The sequence below is a fragment of the Micropruina sonneratiae genome, assembly GCF_025972045.1.
GTDB lineage: Bacteria > Actinomycetota > Actinomycetes > Propionibacteriales > Propionibacteriaceae > Micropruina > Micropruina sonneratiae.
Genome location: NZ_JAPDHX010000002.1, coordinates 278036 through 293148, shown reverse-complemented (window position 1 = coordinate 293148; position 15113 = coordinate 278036). Strand labels below are relative to the sequence as shown.

The window sequence follows — 15113 nt, the reverse complement described above, 5'->3', positions numbered from 1 at the left end:
CGGCAGCGCGACAGCGAGGGTAGTGCGGGCACGACCCTCTCCGCGCTCGCCCCGCGACATCGTCGCGCGGCCCCCGGGATTGCGGCGGTCACGTTGCCGTGCTTCCTAGACTGGGGCGCATGTCCTACCGCCGCCTTGCCGCCGCCGCAGCCGTCGGCGTGCTCACCTTCGCCGGTTGCGCCGAGGCCGGTCTAACCGCCGAGGACGCCTACCGAGTAGGTTGCCCAGCCCTTGACGCGGTGGCCGCCTCGGGCGAAACCGTCGGCAAGGTCGCTTTGGTCGGGCTGGAGAAGTTGCGCGACTCGGGTCAGGTGAGTGGTGAGGCCAAGGTGTGGGTGGAGCGATCCATCACCTTCCTGGGCGATCCCGACAAGGTGAGCGAAGCCGACAAACAGTTCCTCAGGGACGGGTGCGCGACGCACGGCTACACCCTGCAGAACTTCGGCTGACGCCCATGGTGAACCTGTTCGGGCACCGGACGTCCGCCCGCGGCAAGGCCCGGGCGATCGAGGCGTTCTGGACGTGGTGGGCCGACCATTGCGACGAACTGGCCCTGGCGATCGGCGACGGGAGCATCCGCCAATGGGTGGACGGGATGAGCAGCAACGTGGGCGGCATCGATCCGGGGTTGGCCTGGGAGTTCGGGCCCGGCACCACCAGCATGCACCGGCTGACCGTCACCGCCGGCGGCGATCCGTCCCTGCGCCAGGTGGCCAGGCGCTGGTTGCGCGGCGCGCCCGCGCCGGACGCCACCTGGGAGTACGGCGACCTGCGCCCGGCGTCAGGGCTGTCCGACACCCTCGAGATCGGTGGGGTGGAGCTGCACCTGGATGACCTGAACGTTGCGGCCACCCCTCGGGGCACGGGCCTGGACGTGCTGGTCCACCACCCGGCGTTCGCCCGTATGCCGGAGGGCCTGCGGACCCAGATCAGTTTCCTGGGACTCGACAGCGCGGTCGGTGAGGAGGCGGTGGAGTTGTGGCTGGGGGAGATCGCCACCGCGGTCGACCGGCCCGAGGGTGCCCGGCCACTGGCAGACCTGCCGGGGCTGCTCGCCGAGGTGGCGGCGCAGGGGGCACCCGACGGAGAGATGGGCTGGACGCTGCTGCGCGGCGCCGGACCGAACGGCCCGGTGCTGGTCGCCTGCCTCAATCGGCTGTCGTCGGTGCAAGCCCCTGACTACGACCAACATGTGGCGGTGTCGGTACCGTTCAGTGACCGCACCCCGGACGGCTGGCCCGGTCGCGGCTCGTTGGCGCTGTTGCAGGGGCTTGAAGACCACCTCAGCGAGATCGTCGGGCGGTCGGGTCGGCTGGTGGCCGTCGAGTCGAGCGCCGGCGTCCGGACGTTCCACTTCTACGTCGACTCGACCACCCCCGCGGCCGATCAACTGCGGGTGGCCAGCACGGGCTGGCAGCAGGGGACGGTCGGCGTCCGCGGCGAGCCGGACCCGTCCTGGCAGGCCGTGGCCGCCTTCCGCAGCTGAGCGCCACAGCCGCGCCGGGCCGCGTGGCCGCCGCCGGGGCCTGTGGGCGACACTGGGAGACAGCACCACCGAGGAGGACCCATGGCACGACACCGCGTGTTCGACATGCGTTTCGCCGACCTGTACCCCAACTACGTCACCAAGGCCGAGCGCAAGGGTCGCACCAGATCCGAGGTCGACGCCATCATCGGGTGGCTGACCGGCTATGACGACGACGGACTGCAGCGGGCGCTGTCCAGGCAGGTCGACCTGGGGACCTTCCTCGAGCAGGCGCCCGCTTTCAACCCGAACGCCGCACTGATCAAGGGGGTGATCTGCGGCCACCGGGTCGAAGAGATCGAGGATCCGCTGATGCGGAAGCTGCGGTACCTCGACAAGCTCGTCGACGAGCTCGCCCGCGGCAAGAAGCTGGAGAACATCCTGCGCAGCGAACCGGCCGCCCGCTAGGGGTTCTCCACCCGGGGACGCCGGTGGCCCGCGGGTCAGGCAGGGTGCGAGTCGCTGCCGGCCTGGTCGGCGAACTGGGTGTGGTAGAGGTCGGCGTACAGGCCGCCGCGGGCGAGCAGCTCGACGTGAGTACCGCGTTCGGCGACCCGGCCGCCCTCGATCACCAGGATCTGGTCGGCGCCGCGCACCGTTGAGAGGCGGTGCGCGATGACGATCGACGTCCGGTCGGCCAGAGCGGCCTCCAGGGCGCGCTGCACGGCCGCCTCGCTCTCGCTGTCGAGGTGCGCGGTGGCCTCGTCGAGCACCAGCAGGCCGGGCGACTTCAGCAGCAACCGGGCGATGGCGAACCGCTGCTTCTCGCCGCCGGACAGCCGATGACCCCGGTCGCCGACCACCGTGTCGAGACGCTCGGGCAGCGACTCCACCAGATTCCAGACCTGGGCTGCCCGCAGCACCGCCTCGAGTTCTGCCTCGCTCGCGTCTGGCTTGGCGTACAGCAGATTCGCCCGGAGCGTGTCGTGGAAGAGATGCGCCTCCTGGGTGACCACGCCGATCCGGTCGCGCAGCGACGCCAGGGTGGCATCACGCAGGTCGAGGCCGTTCACCCGGATCGAACCCGAGGTCGGGTCGTACAACCGGGCCACCAGCGACGTGATGGTGGTCTTCCCGGCCCCGCTCGGGCCGACCAGGGCCAGCATCGTGCCGGGGGGTACCCGGAACGACAGGTCGTGCAGGATGTCGCCGCTGCCGAGCCGGTCACCGGTGGCGTTGCCCTCGAGCGAGGCCAGCGAGATCTCGTCGGCCGACGGGTAGCGGAAGCTGACGTGATCGACCTCGAGACCCACCGGGCGGTCGGGGATCGTCACGGCGTCGGGCTTCTCGGAAACCAGCGGCTGCAGGTCGAGCACTTCGAACACGCGTTCGAACGAGACCAGGGCGGTCATCACGTCGACCCTGACGTTGGACAGTGCGGTCAGCGGGGCGTACAACCGGGCCAGCAGCGCGGCGAGGGCCAGCAGGGTGCCCACCGTGAGGGTGCCGTTGACCGCCATCACGCCACCGAAGCCGTAGATCATGGCGGTCGCCAGTGAGGCCACCAGGCCCAGGGCGACGAAGAAGACCGACCGGTTCACGGCCAGCTGTACCCCGACATCGCGGACGCCCCTCGCATGGGTGGCGTACTCGGCATCTTCGCGCCCGGGGTCACCGAACAGCTTCACGAGCAGGGCTCCAGCCACGTTGAATCGTTCGCTCATCTGGGCGCCCATGTCGGCGTTCAGCACCATCTGGTCGCGGGTCAGGCCGGCGAGTCTGCGGCCGATGACCCGGGCGGGGATCAGGAAGAGCGGGACGAGCAGGAAGGCGCCGACCGTCAGTTGCCACGACAGCGACGCCATCGCCACGACGATGACGACCAGGCTGATCGCGTTGCCGACGAGGTTCTGCAGCACCGACGTGAACGCCTGTTGCGCGCCGATGACGTCACTGTTCAGCCGGGTGACCAGGGCGCCGGTCTGGGCGCGGGTGAAGAACGCGATCGGCTGGCGCAGCACGTGGCTGAACACCTCGGTGCGCAGGTCGTAGATGAGGCCTTCACCGATCCGGCTGGAGAACCACCGTTCGACCAGGGTCAACGCGGCATCGGCCAGGGCGAGCAGCGCGACGAGGATCGCCAACTGGACGACCAGGCCCGCGTCACCGGGAATCACCCCGTCGTCGACCAGCCGTTGCAGAAGCAGCGGCGAGGCGACCACCAGCAACGAGTCGAGCACGGTGAGGCCCAGGAAGATCGCGATGTAGCCCTTGTAGGCGGCCGCGTACGACATCACCCGCCGGCGCGTCCCCGGAGCCAACTGGTGACTGCGGACGGACGCGTCGCGGGTCATCGAGTTCATGACCTGCCAGCCGTTGCTCACGGCACCACATAACCACGCGGCACCGACAAACGTTCCCGTCGGCCCCCAACGGGCCACGGGGGACACCCTGCGGGGTGGCTGACCTGCGGCGTGCGGACCGGGTAGCGTGGCCGGCTTCCATGCCACCGCCACACACCCGGGAGCACCACCATGACCGACACCGCACGCACCGTTCTGGTCACCGGCGCCGGGTCCGGCATCGGCCGCGCCAGCGCGATCATGTTCGCCGCCCGAGGTGCCGAGGTGGCCGTGGTGGCGCACAGCCGCGGCACCGCCGACGACACGGTGGCCGAGATCCGCGCCGCCGGCGGGGTCGCGGAGCCCTTCGCGGCCGAACTGGCCGAGCCGTCCGAGGTCGAGGAGCTCTTCGCGCAGGTGGGGCAGCGGTGGGACAGGCTGGACGCCGTGGTCGCCAACGCCGGCATCAACGGTGTGTGGGCGTCGCTGGACGACCTGAGCGCCGAGGAGTGGAGCCACACCCTCGCCGTCAACCTCACCGGCACGTTCCTGACCGTCAAGCACGCTCTTCCGTTGCTTCGTGCGGCGGGGGAGAGCGCCGTGGTCGTGGTGTCGTCGGTCAACGGCACAAGGATGTTCAGCAACACCGGCGCCTCCGCCTACGCCACCAGCAAGGCCGGACAGGTCGCCTTCGCCAAGATGATCGCCGTTGAACTGGCCCGGGACCGCGTCCGGGTCAATGTCGTCTGCCCGGGCGCGATCGAGACCGAGATCGACGACAACACCGAGCAACGCAACACCGGCGGCCTGCGGCTGCCGGTGGAGTTCCCGCAGGGTCAGATCCCGCTCACCGGCACGACCCCCGGACGCGCCGACCAGGTCGCCGAGCTGATCGCCTTCCTGGCCTCGCCGGCGGCCTCGCACATCACCGGCACCGAGGTCTGGGTGGACGGCGCCCAGTCCCTGCTGGCCGGCTGACCCGGGCCGTCACCGCCCCGATCAGGTCTGCTCGCCCGACGGCACCGAGTCGGCATACCCCGCACCCCGGGTGCCCAAGGGCTGCTCAGGGCCGGGGGTGGTGTCGCGCACGGTCTCGTCCTCGGCCTCTGTGTTGATCTCGGCGCCGAGCCGGACGGCGTAGCTGGTCAGCCACAACCACAGCAACAGCACGGGGCAGCGCCGACGTCAGGCTCTCGACCTGCCGGGTCATGGTGGCGGGGTCGGTCAAGCGTCGACCCGGGCGTGGGTGCCGTGGCCGGCCCAGGACGCGCCGACGGGCCCCGGCGTGGCGCCGGGACCCGTCGATGGTTTCGGTGGTGCGGACCCGTGCGGGTCAGACCTCCTGCAGGCAGTAGACGGTGCCGCTGCTGTCGCTGCGACCCTCCCAGTAGACGCTGGTGGTGTCGGGCCAGTCGCCGCAGGCCATCGTGGCCATCACCCGGCTCTGCCTCTCGACGATGCCGAGGATCTTGTACTCGGCGTCCGCCGAGCCGCAGTCGACGACCTTGACGCTGTCGTCGCCGGTCTGCTGGACGCACTGGCCGACCGCCATCTTCGAGTCGAAGATGCCGCTGCGGACCAGGAAGCCGATGCCCAGAGCGACCACGATCGCGATCACGGCGCTGATCAGCCGCTTGCCGATGCCGTTGCTCTTCTTGGCGGGCTCCTGGGGCGGGACGAAGCCGCCCGCCGCCGGGGGATAGCCCTGCGGCTGGCCCTGACCCTGCGGCTGACCTTGGCCCTGCGGCCCGGTCGGGTACCCCTGGGGCTGGTTGGGGTCACCCTGCGGAATCGGTCCGGGGTACCCGGCGGCCGGATCCGGGTTCTGGGCCTGCGGGTCGTTGCTGCCGGGCGGTTGGTTCGCGCTCATCGGTGTCCTTTCTGCGCGAGCATGGTCAAGCTCGCCCGACAGTCTGCCAGTCTTCGGGGCGCAGGCCCTTGCCCCGGCATGGGGACTGCTCCCCGTCACGCGACCAGAACTGGCCGACGCGCGGGTTAGGTTTGAGCCGTGGACCCTGCTCCAACCGGGTCGGAACCGGTGCCTGGCGAGGAGGCAGTCCTTTCGCCCCGTAATGACATAATGCTGCTTATCGGACAGAGGCTGGATGGGTGGCGACACGATCGAACAGGCCCGGGCCTGCTCCCTTGCCCACCGTCGACTGGCAATTGGTTGGCCCGAACGGAATCGATCCGGAACTCGTCCTGCTGGCCTAGCCTGAACGGATGCCTGATCTGACCGTCGCCGGGCTCGCCAACGTTCGCGATCTGGGTGGGCTGCGGCGCTGTGACGGTTCGCTGACGCCGTCGCGGGTCTTCCTACGTGCCGAGTTGCTCGACCGGGTCACGCCGGCGGGCTGGGAGTTCCTGGCCGGCTATGGGGTGCGGACCGTGCTCGACCTGCGGCGACCCGACGAACACAGCGGTGAGGTCCCCGGCGACGTCCGATCTGTCCGGATCGATCTGGACGGCGCCGATCCGGAGTTCTGGGAACCGTTCGAAGCGGACGGGCGTTGGGGTACGCCGCTGTACTACGCCGATCATCTGGCGCGGCTGCCCGATCGACTCGCGGCCGTCCTACGGGCGATCGCCTCGGCCGGCGACGGCGCGATCCTGTTCCATTGCGGGGCCGGTTGGGACCGCACCGGCCTGATCGCCGCCGTCCTGCTGCGCGCGATCGACGTGACCGAGGACGCTGCTGCCGCCGACTATCTGGCGTCGTTCGACAACGCCGAGGCGATGGCGACACTGCACGGTCGCTCGTTCGACGTCGACGCCCGCCACGCCATCCTCGCCCGCTTCGGCCACACCGCCGAGTCGGCGTTCCGCGACGCCTATCGCAACCTCGACCTCGACGCCTGGTTCAGCCGGGCCCGAATCGATGACGCGACGCGAGTGGCGGTGACGACCTGGCGCGGGACGGCCGACCGGGCGCCCGGCTGAGGCGTCAATCGAGACAGAACTCGTTGCCCTCGGGATCCTGCATCACGATGAAACCCTGGTCGATCGCGTCGGCCTCGAAGCGCTGCACCCGGGTGGCGCCCAGCCCGACGACTCGCTCGCAGGCGGCCTCGAGCGCGGCCATCCGCTCCTCGCCCGTCAAACCGGCAGCGGCTCGCAGGTCGAGATGCAGGCGGTTCTTGACCTTCTTGCCCTCGGGGACCTGCTGGAAGAAGATCCGCGGACCGCGACCGTCGGGATCGACCAGTGCCGAGCTGGAGTTCCGCTCCTCGGCCGGCACGCCCGCCTTCTCGAGGAACACGTCCCAGGCCTCGAGAGGGTCGTCGCCCTCACCCAGTTGCATGCCTGGCGGGGCCGGATGGATGTAGCCGAGCACGTCGCGCCAGAAGGTGGAGAGGGTGCGCGGGTCGGCACAGTCGAACGTCACCTGGAACTCGAGAGCCATGACGGTACCCTAGAACATAGTTTCGAATACCGCCATAGTGCGGGTGACGTCGCGCTCTGTCGAGATCCCGAGGCTAGCCCGGGATGACGGAGTGTCGGGGCTCGAACCGCGGGTACCGCTCCCCCGCTGTCGGGATCCCCGGGCAAGCCCGGGATGACGGGTTCACCGACCCCCCCGGCGTTGGGCCGGGGTCACTCGAACAGGATGTACTCCGGTTGCGGCTTGAGTTTGAGCACTTCCTTGGGGGTCATCAATCGACCGCCGGTCGCGACGTCCTCTTCATAGAAGAGCTTGAAGCCGGCGTGCACGTAGGACGGGCGGGTCTTGATCACCCGCTTGTAGGTGGCGATCTTGGCGCCCGGCGACCCGATGCCGTCGACGGAGTTGATGTAGACGACTCCGGGGTGCTCCTTGAGTGCCTTGGGTTTGGCGATGATGTTCACGTGCAGCTGGTGGAACAGCATCACCTTCTGCGGCAGGTTGTTCGCCTCGGTCAGGTCGGACAGGTAGCGGGCGACCCCGTCCAACTCCTTGCCGCTCGTGCTGCCGTACACCCGTCCCGGAATCTGACCCTTGTTGACCGCCCACTCCGGGTCGAGCGCGACCCCGACGTTGGGGTGCTTGAGCCACTTCTCGAAGTACTTCACCTCATCGATGAAGTCGGCGCGCCCCGGCTGGATGTTGAGCAGCAGCAGCGCCTTGTGGGCGACGGCCGCGTCGTACCACTTCTTGATGATCGCTTCATCGGTGCGGCTGCGGAACATTCCGTCAGAGCCCGGCGAACCGTGCACGGTGACGGCGATGAGCTCCATCACCGGCATCAGCTCCCGGCCGCCCAGCCACTGCTGGCCGCGCTTCTCGATCTCCTTCATCCGCTCGTCCAGGCTGCCGATGCCCAGCCGTCCCTGCCCGGGCGCCCCCGGGTAGCCCGAGTAGCCGAACAGCCGGTACCGGGGGAACAACTCGGTGCCGCCGCGCGGCAACTCCTGCGTCGCAGGCTGGCTGGGCGACGCCGGTGTCGATGCGGACGCAGTGGCCGAGGTCGTCCCGGTCGGGCCGGCGGTCGAGGACGACTGGCTGGCCGTCGGCGGGGACTCGTCGGTGGGAGCCGAGGTGACCGGAGCGGCGGTACCGCAGCCGGCAAGAGTCAGCGCGACGGCCAGGGCGATGGCGGCGCGGGCAGGGGCAGAACGCATGCCGCCATCATGGCAACCGCGGCCAACAATCCCGCGCCGACCCACGGTTCGAAACCTGCGCGAACCGTTCGTGCCTCTCGGCGCCAGAACGGCTCAGAAGTTGATCATGTGGCCCGCGATGCCCTCGACGGTCTCCTTCAGGGCCTCCGACAGGGTCGGGTGCGCGTGAATGTTGCGGCCGACCTCGTCGGCGGTGAGGTCCCACTGCTGCGCCAGCGTCAGTTCCGGCAGCAGCTCGGTGACGTCGGGGCCGATCATGTGGGCGCCCAGGATCTCGTTGTGTTCGGCGTCCGCCACGATCTTGATGAAGCCGGACGCGTCACCCAGCCCCCACGCCTTGCCGTTGGCGCTGAACGGGAACTTCGACACCTTCACGTCGTAGCCGCGCTCCTTGGCCTGCTCCTCGGTGTACCCGAAGGAGCCGATCTGCGGCTGGCAGTAGGTGGCGCGCGGGATCATGTCGTAGTCGATCGGCATCGTCTCGGCGCCGGCGATCGTCTCGGCCGCCACCACGCCCTGGGCCTCGGCGGTGTGCGCCAGGGCCAGCTTCATCGTCACGTCGCCGATCGCGTACACCCCGGGCACGTTGGTGCGCATGTAGTCGTCGATCTTGATCGCACCGCGTTCGGTGAGCTCGACCCCGAGCTTGTCCAGGCCGTAGCCCTCGGTGCGCGGGGCGAAGCCGATCGACTGCAGCACGCGGTCGGCCTCGAGCACCTTGGTATCGCCGCCCTTGGCCGGGCTGACGGTCACCTTGACCCCCGAATCGGTCTCTTCGATGGCCTCGACCTTGGTGGAGGTCAGCACCTCGACGCCGAGCTTCTTGTACGCCTTGGCCAGCTCGCGGGAGATCTCCGGATCCTCCAGCGGCACCATCCGGTCCAGGAACTCGACGATCGTGACCTTGACCCCGTAGTTGGCCAGCACGTAGGCGAACTCGGTGCCGATGGCTCCCGACCCGCAGATGATGATCGACTCGGGCAGGTTGTCGGAGAGGATCTGCTCCTCGTAGGTGAACACGCGAGCGCTGCGCGTCGTGCCCGGGATGAGGCGGGTGGTCGAACCGGCCGCGATGATCACATTGTCGAAGGTGACGACCTCGGTGCCCTTGTCGGTTTTGACCTCGATCGTCTTGGCGTCGGTGAACGTCCCCCAGCCGTTGATCTCGGTGACCTTGTTCTTCTTCATCAGGTAGTGGATGCCGCCGACCATCCGATTGGACACGTCGCGGCTGCGGGTGAACGCCTTGCCGAAGTTGAACGTGACGTCACCCTCGATGCCGAACAGGTCCTTCTCGTGGGTGAAGATGTGAGCCAGCTCGGCGTTGCGCAGCAGCGATTTGGTGGGGATGCAGCCCACGTTGAGGCAGACACCGCCCCACCACTGCTTCTCGATGATGGCCACCTTCTGGCCGAGTTGCGCGGCCCGGATCGCGGCCACGTAGCCGCCAGGGCCGGCGCCAAGGACAACAACGTCGAAATGTGCGCTCATGGAACAGCAGACTAGTGGACCGGACGGCGTGTTGCCGCCCCGTGGCCGCGGAGCGATCACCCTTGTGGTCCGCCGGTAGCGATCATCGGTGCGGCCCATGGCCTATGCTGCCCGGGTGGCAGAGCTCTCCCCCACCAGTATCGGCTTCCTGATCCGCGATGCCCGCAAGCAGCGCGGGTTGAGCCAGCAGGAACTGGCCGACGAACTGGGTACCTCCGCCGATGTCGTCGACGACCTTGAGGCCGGCAACCGGGCCCTGTCGGTCGAACTGGTCAACCGGGTCGCCGAGGCTCTCGAACAACCCCTGACCACCGGCGGCGCCCTGCATCTCAGGATCCGCGGCGAGACACACCTGTCCGGCTCGATCGACGTCCGCTCGTCGAAGAACGCGGCGGTCGCGCTGCTGTGCGCGTCCCTGCTCAACCGCGGACGGACGGTGCTGAAGGGCATCGCCCAGATCGAGGAGGTGAACCGCATCCTCGAGGTGCTCACCAGCATCGGGGTGCGGGCCACCTGGTCGCCGGACCGCACCGAACTCGAGCTGGATCGCCCGGCCCGGCTCGACCTGGCCAGTATGGACGTGGTGGCCGCGCGCCGGACCCGTTCGATCATCATGTTCCTTGGGCCGCTGCTGCACGACGAGATGGCCTTCGAACTGCCCTACGCCGGCGGCTGCAACCTGGGCACTCGGACGGTCACGCCGCACCTGCACGCACTACGCCAATTCGGCCTCGACATCGTTGCCACCGAGGGCTCCTACCACGCCACGGTGACCCCGATCGACCCGCAGTCGTCGCGGTCCATCACGCTCACCGAGCGCGGCGACACCGTTACCGAGAACGTGCTGATGGCTGCTGCCCGGCACCCGGGCGAGACCGTGATCCGCAACGCCAGCAGCAACTACATGGTCCAGGACGTGTGCTTCTTCCTGCAGCAGCTCGGCGTCCAGATCGACGGAATCGGCTCGACCACCCTGCGGGTGCGCGGGCTGCCGGTGATCGACACCGACGTGTCGTTCGCCCCCTCGGAGGACCCGATCGAGGCGATGAGCCTGCTCACCGCCGCCATCGTCACCGGTTCGGAACTGACCGTGCGGCGCTGCCCCATCGAGTTCCTCGAGATCGAACTCGCGCTGCTGGGCGAGATGGGCCAGGCCTACGACCTGACCCCGGAGTACCCGGCCGAGAACGGCCGGACGCGGCTGGTCGACATCACGATCCACCCCTCCGAGCTGCACGCCAACGCCGACAAGATCCACCCCATGCCGTTCCCGGGGCTGAACATCGACAACCTGCCGTTCTTCGCCGTCATCGCGGCGGTCGCGCAGGGGCGCACGATGATCCACGACTGGGTCTACGAGAACCGCGCCATCCATCTGGTCGAACTGACCAAGCTGGGCGCGAACGTGCAGCTGCTCGACCCGCACCGGATCATCGTCACCGGCCCGACCCGCTGGCGTGGCCAGGAGATCATCTCTCCCCCGGCGCTGCGGCCCGCCGTCTGTCTGCTGCTCGCGGCGCTGGCCGCCCGCGGCACCAGCGTGCTGCGCGACGTGTATGTGATCAACCGCGGCTACGAGGACCTGCCCAACCGGCTGAACGCGCTGGGCGCCCAGATCGAGGTGTTCCGCGACTGAGCCCCCGGGCCTCAGCCCCGGCAGGACGAGGCGTCGTCGCCGCTCAGCGGACCCGGCTCACGTCGAAGTGGTACGTGGGTGCGACGATCTCGTCCTGGGCCGCCACCAGCTGCAACTCCGGCAGCCCCGAATCGGCGGTCTGCTTGAGCACCGAATAAACGACGTCGGCGGTGGCGCCGACGGCCTTCTCGGCCGACTCCGTCGCCAGCCAATGGCTCAGGAACATGGCTGCGGTCAGGTCGCCCGAGCCGGTGAAGGTGCGGTCCAGCCGGGGCGTGGTCACTTGCCAGGCGCCGTCACCGGTCACGGCCAGCATCGTCAGTTCGTCCTCGGCCGTGGCGGCGGTGACCACGGAGGTGACCAGCACCGTCTCGGGGCCCACCGCGCGCAGGGCGTGGGCGGCGTCGATCACCTCGTCGAGCGTGTGCGTCTCGCGGCCGGTGAGGAAGTCCAGTTCGAAGTGGTTGGGGGTGACGATCTGCGCCTGCGGCACCACCTGGTCACGCATGAACTCGGGAATGCCGGGCCGGACGAAGAAGCCCCGGCCCACGTCGCCCATCACCGGGTCGCAGCAGTAGACGGCCCGGGGGCTGCGCTGCTTGACCAGCGCCACGGCGTCCAGCACGACGGCGCCCACCTCCTCGGCCCCCTGGTAGCCGGAGAGCACGGCGTCCACCCTGCCCAGCACGCCCCGCTCGTCGATGCCACGGATGACGTCGGCCACGTCGGACGCCGCCAGCAGCGGCCCGCGCCACTCGCCGTAGCCGGTGTGGTTCGAGAAGTGCACCGTCAGCACCGGCCAGACCTCGACCCCGGAGCGCATCAGCGGGAAGGTGGCCGCACTGTTCCCGACGTGGCCGTAGGCGACGGAGGACTGGATCGACAGGATGGTTGTCACGAGGGCCTATTGTGGCCCACTGCGCGGGCGCCTGGGAAACGTCGGCACCGGGTCTGGTCGCCGGCCGGCTCCCAGTGCCGTTCGAGGGGTCTGGGCGAGGTCAGCACAGGAAGGCGTCGAGGGCCGCGGCCTCGGCCTCCAACGTGGCCGCCTCTGCCTCGCGACCGGCCGTCCGGTATTCGGCGGCGGCGGCCAGGCGCTCGTCGCGCTCGGCGCTGACGATCTCGAGGATGCGTTCGTCGTCGAGCTCCAGCCTGGACGCCTCGGCGGCACCCACGCCGACGGTCCCCCCGGCGACGTGCTCGCTGGTGGCGAGATTCGGTCCGGAGGTCTCGACGGTGACCGCCTCGGCGTTCTCGATCGCGGCCAGCGCCGAGCGGATCGCCGTCCGGGCCGGGGTGTCCCTGGCCTTCATCGCCCCCGGCAAGGCGTCGCGCAGCGCCTGCCGCAGCGGCACGGTGGAGTCGTTCATGCCTCCGATTATGGTCCCCGGTCACCCATACTGAGCCCGTGCGAGCCGGCGACTACCGATACTTCGACACACGTTTCGCTGCGCTGGCGCACCGGGGCGGCTTCCTGAGCGCGTCCGACGCCGCGCGCGAGAACACCCTGTACGCGTTCCGCCGTGCGGTCGGTCTCGGCTACCGCTACCTGGAGACCGACGCCCACGTGTCCACCGACGGGGTGCTGTTCTCCTTCCACGACGACACCCTCGACCGGGTCACCGACGCCACCGGCGTCCCCGAGCTGCTGCCCTGGGCGGAACTGCAGCGGGTCCGGGTGTCCGGGGTCGATCCGATCCCGAGCTTCGACGAACTGTTCGACGCGTTGCCCGAGGCCCGGTTCAACATCGACCTCAAGGTGCCGGCCGCGGTCGAACCGCTCGCCCGGACCATCGCCGCGCACAACGCCCACGACCGCGTCTGTGTCGGCTCGTTCCGGCCGTCGACGATCGCCGCCTTCCGCCGGCTGGTCGGACGCCGGGTGCCGACCGCCGTCGGAGCGCGGGGGGTGGCCTGGTACGCCTACGCGCCGCTGGCCAGGCGGATCGTCCGCTCCCCCGGTGTGGTGCTACAGATCCCGCCACGCACCTGGCACGATCGGGTGCCGGTGGTCTCCCGGGGTCTCGTCCGTGCAGCCCACCGGGCTGGGCGCGCCGTCCACGTGTGGACGATCAACGAGCGTGCAGAGCTGGAGCGGCTGATCGATATCGGCGTCGACGGCCTGGTCAGTGACGACATCGGTCTGCTCAAGCAGGTGCTGGTCGAACGGGAGCTGTGGGAAGGGAACTGATGCGGAGCACGCCCAAGCAGCGCGCCTGGTACTTCTACGACTGGGCCAACTCGGCCTACGTGACGACCACCGCGACGGTGATCCTCGGGCCGTACCTGACCAGCCTGGCGAACAACGCCGCCTGTCCCGATCTGGCCGAGGGTCAGCTCTGCAGCACTCCTGTGTCGCTGCTCGGATTGCAGGTGCTGCCGGGGGCGGTGCACCCGTTCCTGGTCACCATCTCGACCATCATCACCACCGTCGCGCTCCTGCTGGTCGGGGTGATCGCCGACCGGTCGAGGCATCCGCAGTGGTGGCTCGGCGGCCTGGCCTGGGTGGGGGCCGCGGCGGCGTCGGCGATGTTCCTGCTCGCCGGTGACAACTGGCAGCTCGGTGCGGTGCTGATGATCGTCGCCAACCTGTGCGTCGGGTCGTCCCAGGTGATCTACGACGGCATCCTGGTCCGGATCGCCCCGCCCGACGACCGCGACCGGGTGTCCAGCCGCGGCTGGGCGCTGGGCTACCTCGGCGGCGGCCTGCTGCTGGCCGGCAACCTGGGCCTGATGACGGCCTACGAGTCGTTGGGGATCAGCTACGGGCTCGCGATCCGGCTGAGCCTGCTGTCGGCGGGGCTGTGGTGGGGCATCTTCACGCTGATCCCGGTGCTGGGGCTGCGGAACCTGCCCGAGCGGGCCCTGGACGAGGTGGTGCACTCCCCCGCCGCCCGCCGCAACCCGCTGCGCCAACTGGCCGACACGTTCATCGACCTGCGCCGCTACCCGCAGACCCTGCTGTTCCTGGTCGCCTACCTGTTCTTCAACGACGGCATCCAGACGGTCATCGGCCAGTCGTCGCTGTATGCGCAGCTCGAACTGGGCATGTCGACGACGAACGTGATGATCACCTTCCTGCTCACCCAGTTCGTCGCCTTCGGTGGGGCGCTGCTGTTCGGCCGCATCGCCGGACGTCTCGGCGCGAAGCGCACCGTGCTGATCGGCATCACGATCTGGTTCGCGGTGGTGTCGGTGGCGTTCTTCCTGCCTGCCGGCGTGTTCGGCGCCCTGCTGGCACTGGGCGCGGCGATCGGCCTGGTGATGGGCGGCACCCAGGCACTGAGCCGGTCGATCTACTCGCAGCTGGTCCCGAGGGGTCGCGAATCGGAGTACTTCAGCTTCTACCAGGCGATGGAGCGCGGCACGAGCTGGCTGGGCACGCTGAGCTTCGCGCTGGTGTTCCAGTTCAGCCAGTCCTATCGCTGGGCGATCCTCACTTTGGTGGTCTTTTTCCTTGTCGGCGGTCTGTTGCTGGCCCGGGTCGACCTGCGGAAGGGAATCACCGACGCCGGAAATGCGTTGCCCAAAGTCCTGTGAGCCGCTTGGGCTCACGGAGTAGCGTGGTACCGGAGCGGCC

Annotated in this window: 16 protein-coding genes; 8 read left to right on the top strand and 8 right to left on the bottom strand. The window is 69.3% G+C overall.

Annotation, left to right across the window (positions count from 1 at the left end):
* Positions 1 to 119: 119 nt before the first annotated feature.
* From OIE40_RS06510 to OIE40_RS06500, 3 genes are all read left to right on the top strand, one after another.
* Complete coding sequence (locus tag OIE40_RS06510) at positions 120 to 449, top strand: hypothetical protein (RefSeq protein WP_264701202.1); 330 nt, start codon at positions 120 to 122, stop codon at positions 447 to 449.
* A 5-nt stretch (positions 450 to 454) separates the two neighbouring features.
* A complete protein-coding gene (locus tag OIE40_RS06505; protein ID WP_264701200.1) occupies positions 455 to 1486 on the top strand; it encodes a DUF695 domain-containing protein in 1032 nt (343 codons plus the stop codon).
* 81 nt (positions 1487 to 1567) lie between these two features.
* Positions 1568 to 1933 carry a DUF2200 domain-containing protein gene (locus OIE40_RS06500; RefSeq protein WP_264701198.1) on the top strand — a complete coding sequence of 122 codons (366 nt, stop codon included), beginning with the start codon at positions 1568 to 1570 and terminating at the stop codon, positions 1931 to 1933.
* Between the two features lie 35 nt (positions 1934 to 1968).
* On the opposite strand, the gene OIE40_RS06495 is transcribed toward OIE40_RS06500, so the two are convergent.
* Positions 1969 to 3849 (bottom strand): ABC transporter ATP-binding protein, encoded by a 1881-nt coding sequence (locus tag OIE40_RS06495; protein ID WP_319805208.1) that lies wholly within the window; start codon positions 3847 to 3849, stop codon positions 1969 to 1971.
* Positions 3850 to 3999: 150 nt separating this feature from the next.
* On the opposite strand from OIE40_RS06495, the gene OIE40_RS06490 reads away from it, so the two are divergent.
* Positions 4000 to 4785: an SDR family oxidoreductase gene (locus tag OIE40_RS06490; RefSeq protein ID WP_264701196.1), complete on the top strand. Its 786-nt coding sequence runs from the start codon at positions 4000 to 4002 to the stop codon at positions 4783 to 4785.
* Positions 4786 to 4806: 21 nt separating this feature from the next.
* Here OIE40_RS06490 and OIE40_RS06485 read toward each other — a convergent pair whose 3' ends face one another.
* Both OIE40_RS06485 and OIE40_RS06480 read right to left on the bottom strand, forming a co-directional pair.
* On the bottom strand, positions 4807 to 4977 hold the full coding sequence (locus OIE40_RS06485; RefSeq protein WP_264701194.1) for a hypothetical protein: 171 nt from the start codon (positions 4975 to 4977) through the stop codon (positions 4807 to 4809).
* Between the two features lie 163 nt (positions 4978 to 5140).
* Positions 5141 to 5677 (bottom strand): LppU/SCO3897 family protein, encoded by a 537-nt coding sequence (locus tag OIE40_RS06480; RefSeq protein ID WP_264701192.1) that lies wholly within the window; start codon positions 5675 to 5677, stop codon positions 5141 to 5143.
* Positions 5678 to 6030: 353 nt separating this feature from the next.
* Here OIE40_RS06480 and OIE40_RS06475 point away from each other — a divergent pair, with 353 nt between their 5' ends.
* Positions 6031 to 6747, top strand: coding sequence for a tyrosine-protein phosphatase (locus OIE40_RS06475; RefSeq protein ID WP_264701190.1), 717 nt, complete (start codon positions 6031 to 6033; stop codon positions 6745 to 6747).
* A 4-nt stretch (positions 6748 to 6751) separates the two neighbouring features.
* Here the strand turns inward: OIE40_RS06475 and OIE40_RS06470 are convergent, their stop codons facing one another.
* The 3 genes from OIE40_RS06470 to lpdA form a co-directional block, all read right to left on the bottom strand.
* On the bottom strand, positions 6752 to 7210 hold the full coding sequence (locus OIE40_RS06470) for a VOC family protein (protein ID WP_264701188.1): 459 nt from the start codon (positions 7208 to 7210) through the stop codon (positions 6752 to 6754).
* A 191-nt stretch (positions 7211 to 7401) separates the two neighbouring features.
* Positions 7402 to 8406 carry a hypothetical protein gene (locus tag OIE40_RS06465; RefSeq protein ID WP_264701186.1) on the bottom strand — a complete coding sequence of 335 codons (1005 nt, stop codon included), beginning with the start codon at positions 8404 to 8406 and terminating at the stop codon, positions 7402 to 7404.
* A 93-nt stretch (positions 8407 to 8499) separates the two neighbouring features.
* A complete protein-coding gene (gene lpdA, locus OIE40_RS06460; protein ID WP_264701184.1) occupies positions 8500 to 9897 on the bottom strand; it encodes a dihydrolipoyl dehydrogenase in 1398 nt (465 codons plus the stop codon).
* A gap of 97 nt (positions 9898 to 9994) precedes the next feature.
* Between lpdA and OIE40_RS06455 the strand changes: the two genes are divergently transcribed.
* A complete protein-coding gene (locus OIE40_RS06455; protein ID WP_413774466.1) occupies positions 9995 to 11533 on the top strand; it encodes a helix-turn-helix domain-containing protein in 1539 nt (512 codons plus the stop codon).
* A gap of 43 nt (positions 11534 to 11576) precedes the next feature.
* Here OIE40_RS06455 and pdxY read toward each other — a convergent pair whose 3' ends face one another.
* A complete protein-coding gene (gene pdxY / locus OIE40_RS06450; protein WP_264701180.1) occupies positions 11577 to 12431 on the bottom strand; it encodes a pyridoxal kinase PdxY in 855 nt (284 codons plus the stop codon).
* Positions 12432 to 12531: 100 nt separating this feature from the next.
* On the bottom strand, positions 12532 to 12903 hold the full coding sequence (locus OIE40_RS06445; RefSeq protein ID WP_264701179.1) for a GatB/YqeY domain-containing protein: 372 nt from the start codon (positions 12901 to 12903) through the stop codon (positions 12532 to 12534).
* 38 nt (positions 12904 to 12941) lie between these two features.
* On the opposite strand from OIE40_RS06445, the gene OIE40_RS06440 reads away from it, so the two are divergent.
* On the top strand, positions 12942 to 13724 hold the full coding sequence (locus OIE40_RS06440) for a glycerophosphodiester phosphodiesterase family protein (protein ID WP_264701177.1): 783 nt from the start codon (positions 12942 to 12944) through the stop codon (positions 13722 to 13724).
* Complete coding sequence (locus OIE40_RS06435; RefSeq protein ID WP_264701175.1) at positions 13724 to 15073, top strand: MFS transporter; 1350 nt, start codon at positions 13724 to 13726, stop codon at positions 15071 to 15073. Before OIE40_RS06440 ends, OIE40_RS06435 begins: the two co-directional genes overlap by 1 nt.
* Positions 15074 to 15113: the final 40 nt, after the last annotated feature.

Bases quoted from the DNA above. Each gene is read 5' to 3' on its own strand.
- OIE40_RS06510 (WP_264701202.1), top strand. From the start codon at position 120: ATGTCCTACCGCCGCCTTGCCGCCGCCGCAGCCGTCGGCGTGCTCACC.
- OIE40_RS06505 (WP_264701200.1), top strand. From the start codon at position 455: ATGGTGAACCTGTTCGGGCACCGGACGTCCGCCCGCGGCAAGGCCCGG.
- OIE40_RS06500 (WP_264701198.1), top strand. From the start codon at position 1,568: ATGGCACGACACCGCGTGTTCGACATGCGTTTCGCCGACCTGTACCCC.
- OIE40_RS06490 (WP_264701196.1), top strand. From the start codon at position 4,000: ATGACCGACACCGCACGCACCGTTCTGGTCACCGGCGCCGGGTCCGGC.
- OIE40_RS06480 (WP_264701192.1), bottom strand. From the start codon at position 5,677: ATGAGCGCGAACCAACCGCCCGGCAGCAACGACCCGCAGGCCCAGAAC.
- OIE40_RS06475 (WP_264701190.1), top strand. From the start codon at position 6,031: ATGCCTGATCTGACCGTCGCCGGGCTCGCCAACGTTCGCGATCTGGGT.
- OIE40_RS06470 (WP_264701188.1), bottom strand. From the start codon at position 7,210: ATGGCTCTCGAGTTCCAGGTGACGTTCGACTGTGCCGACCCGCGCACC.
- OIE40_RS06465 (WP_264701186.1), bottom strand. From the start codon at position 8,406: ATGCGTTCTGCCCCTGCCCGCGCCGCCATCGCCCTGGCCGTCGCGCTG.
- lpdA (WP_264701184.1), bottom strand. From the start codon at position 9,897: ATGAGCGCACATTTCGACGTTGTTGTCCTTGGCGCCGGCCCTGGCGGC.
- OIE40_RS06455 (WP_413774466.1), top strand. From the start codon at position 9,995: ATGGCCTATGCTGCCCGGGTGGCAGAGCTCTCCCCCACCAGTATCGGC.
- OIE40_RS06445 (WP_264701179.1), bottom strand. From the start codon at position 12,903: ATGAACGACTCCACCGTGCCGCTGCGGCAGGCGCTGCGCGACGCCTTG.
- OIE40_RS06435 (WP_264701175.1), top strand. From the start codon at position 13,724: ATGCGGAGCACGCCCAAGCAGCGCGCCTGGTACTTCTACGACTGGGCC.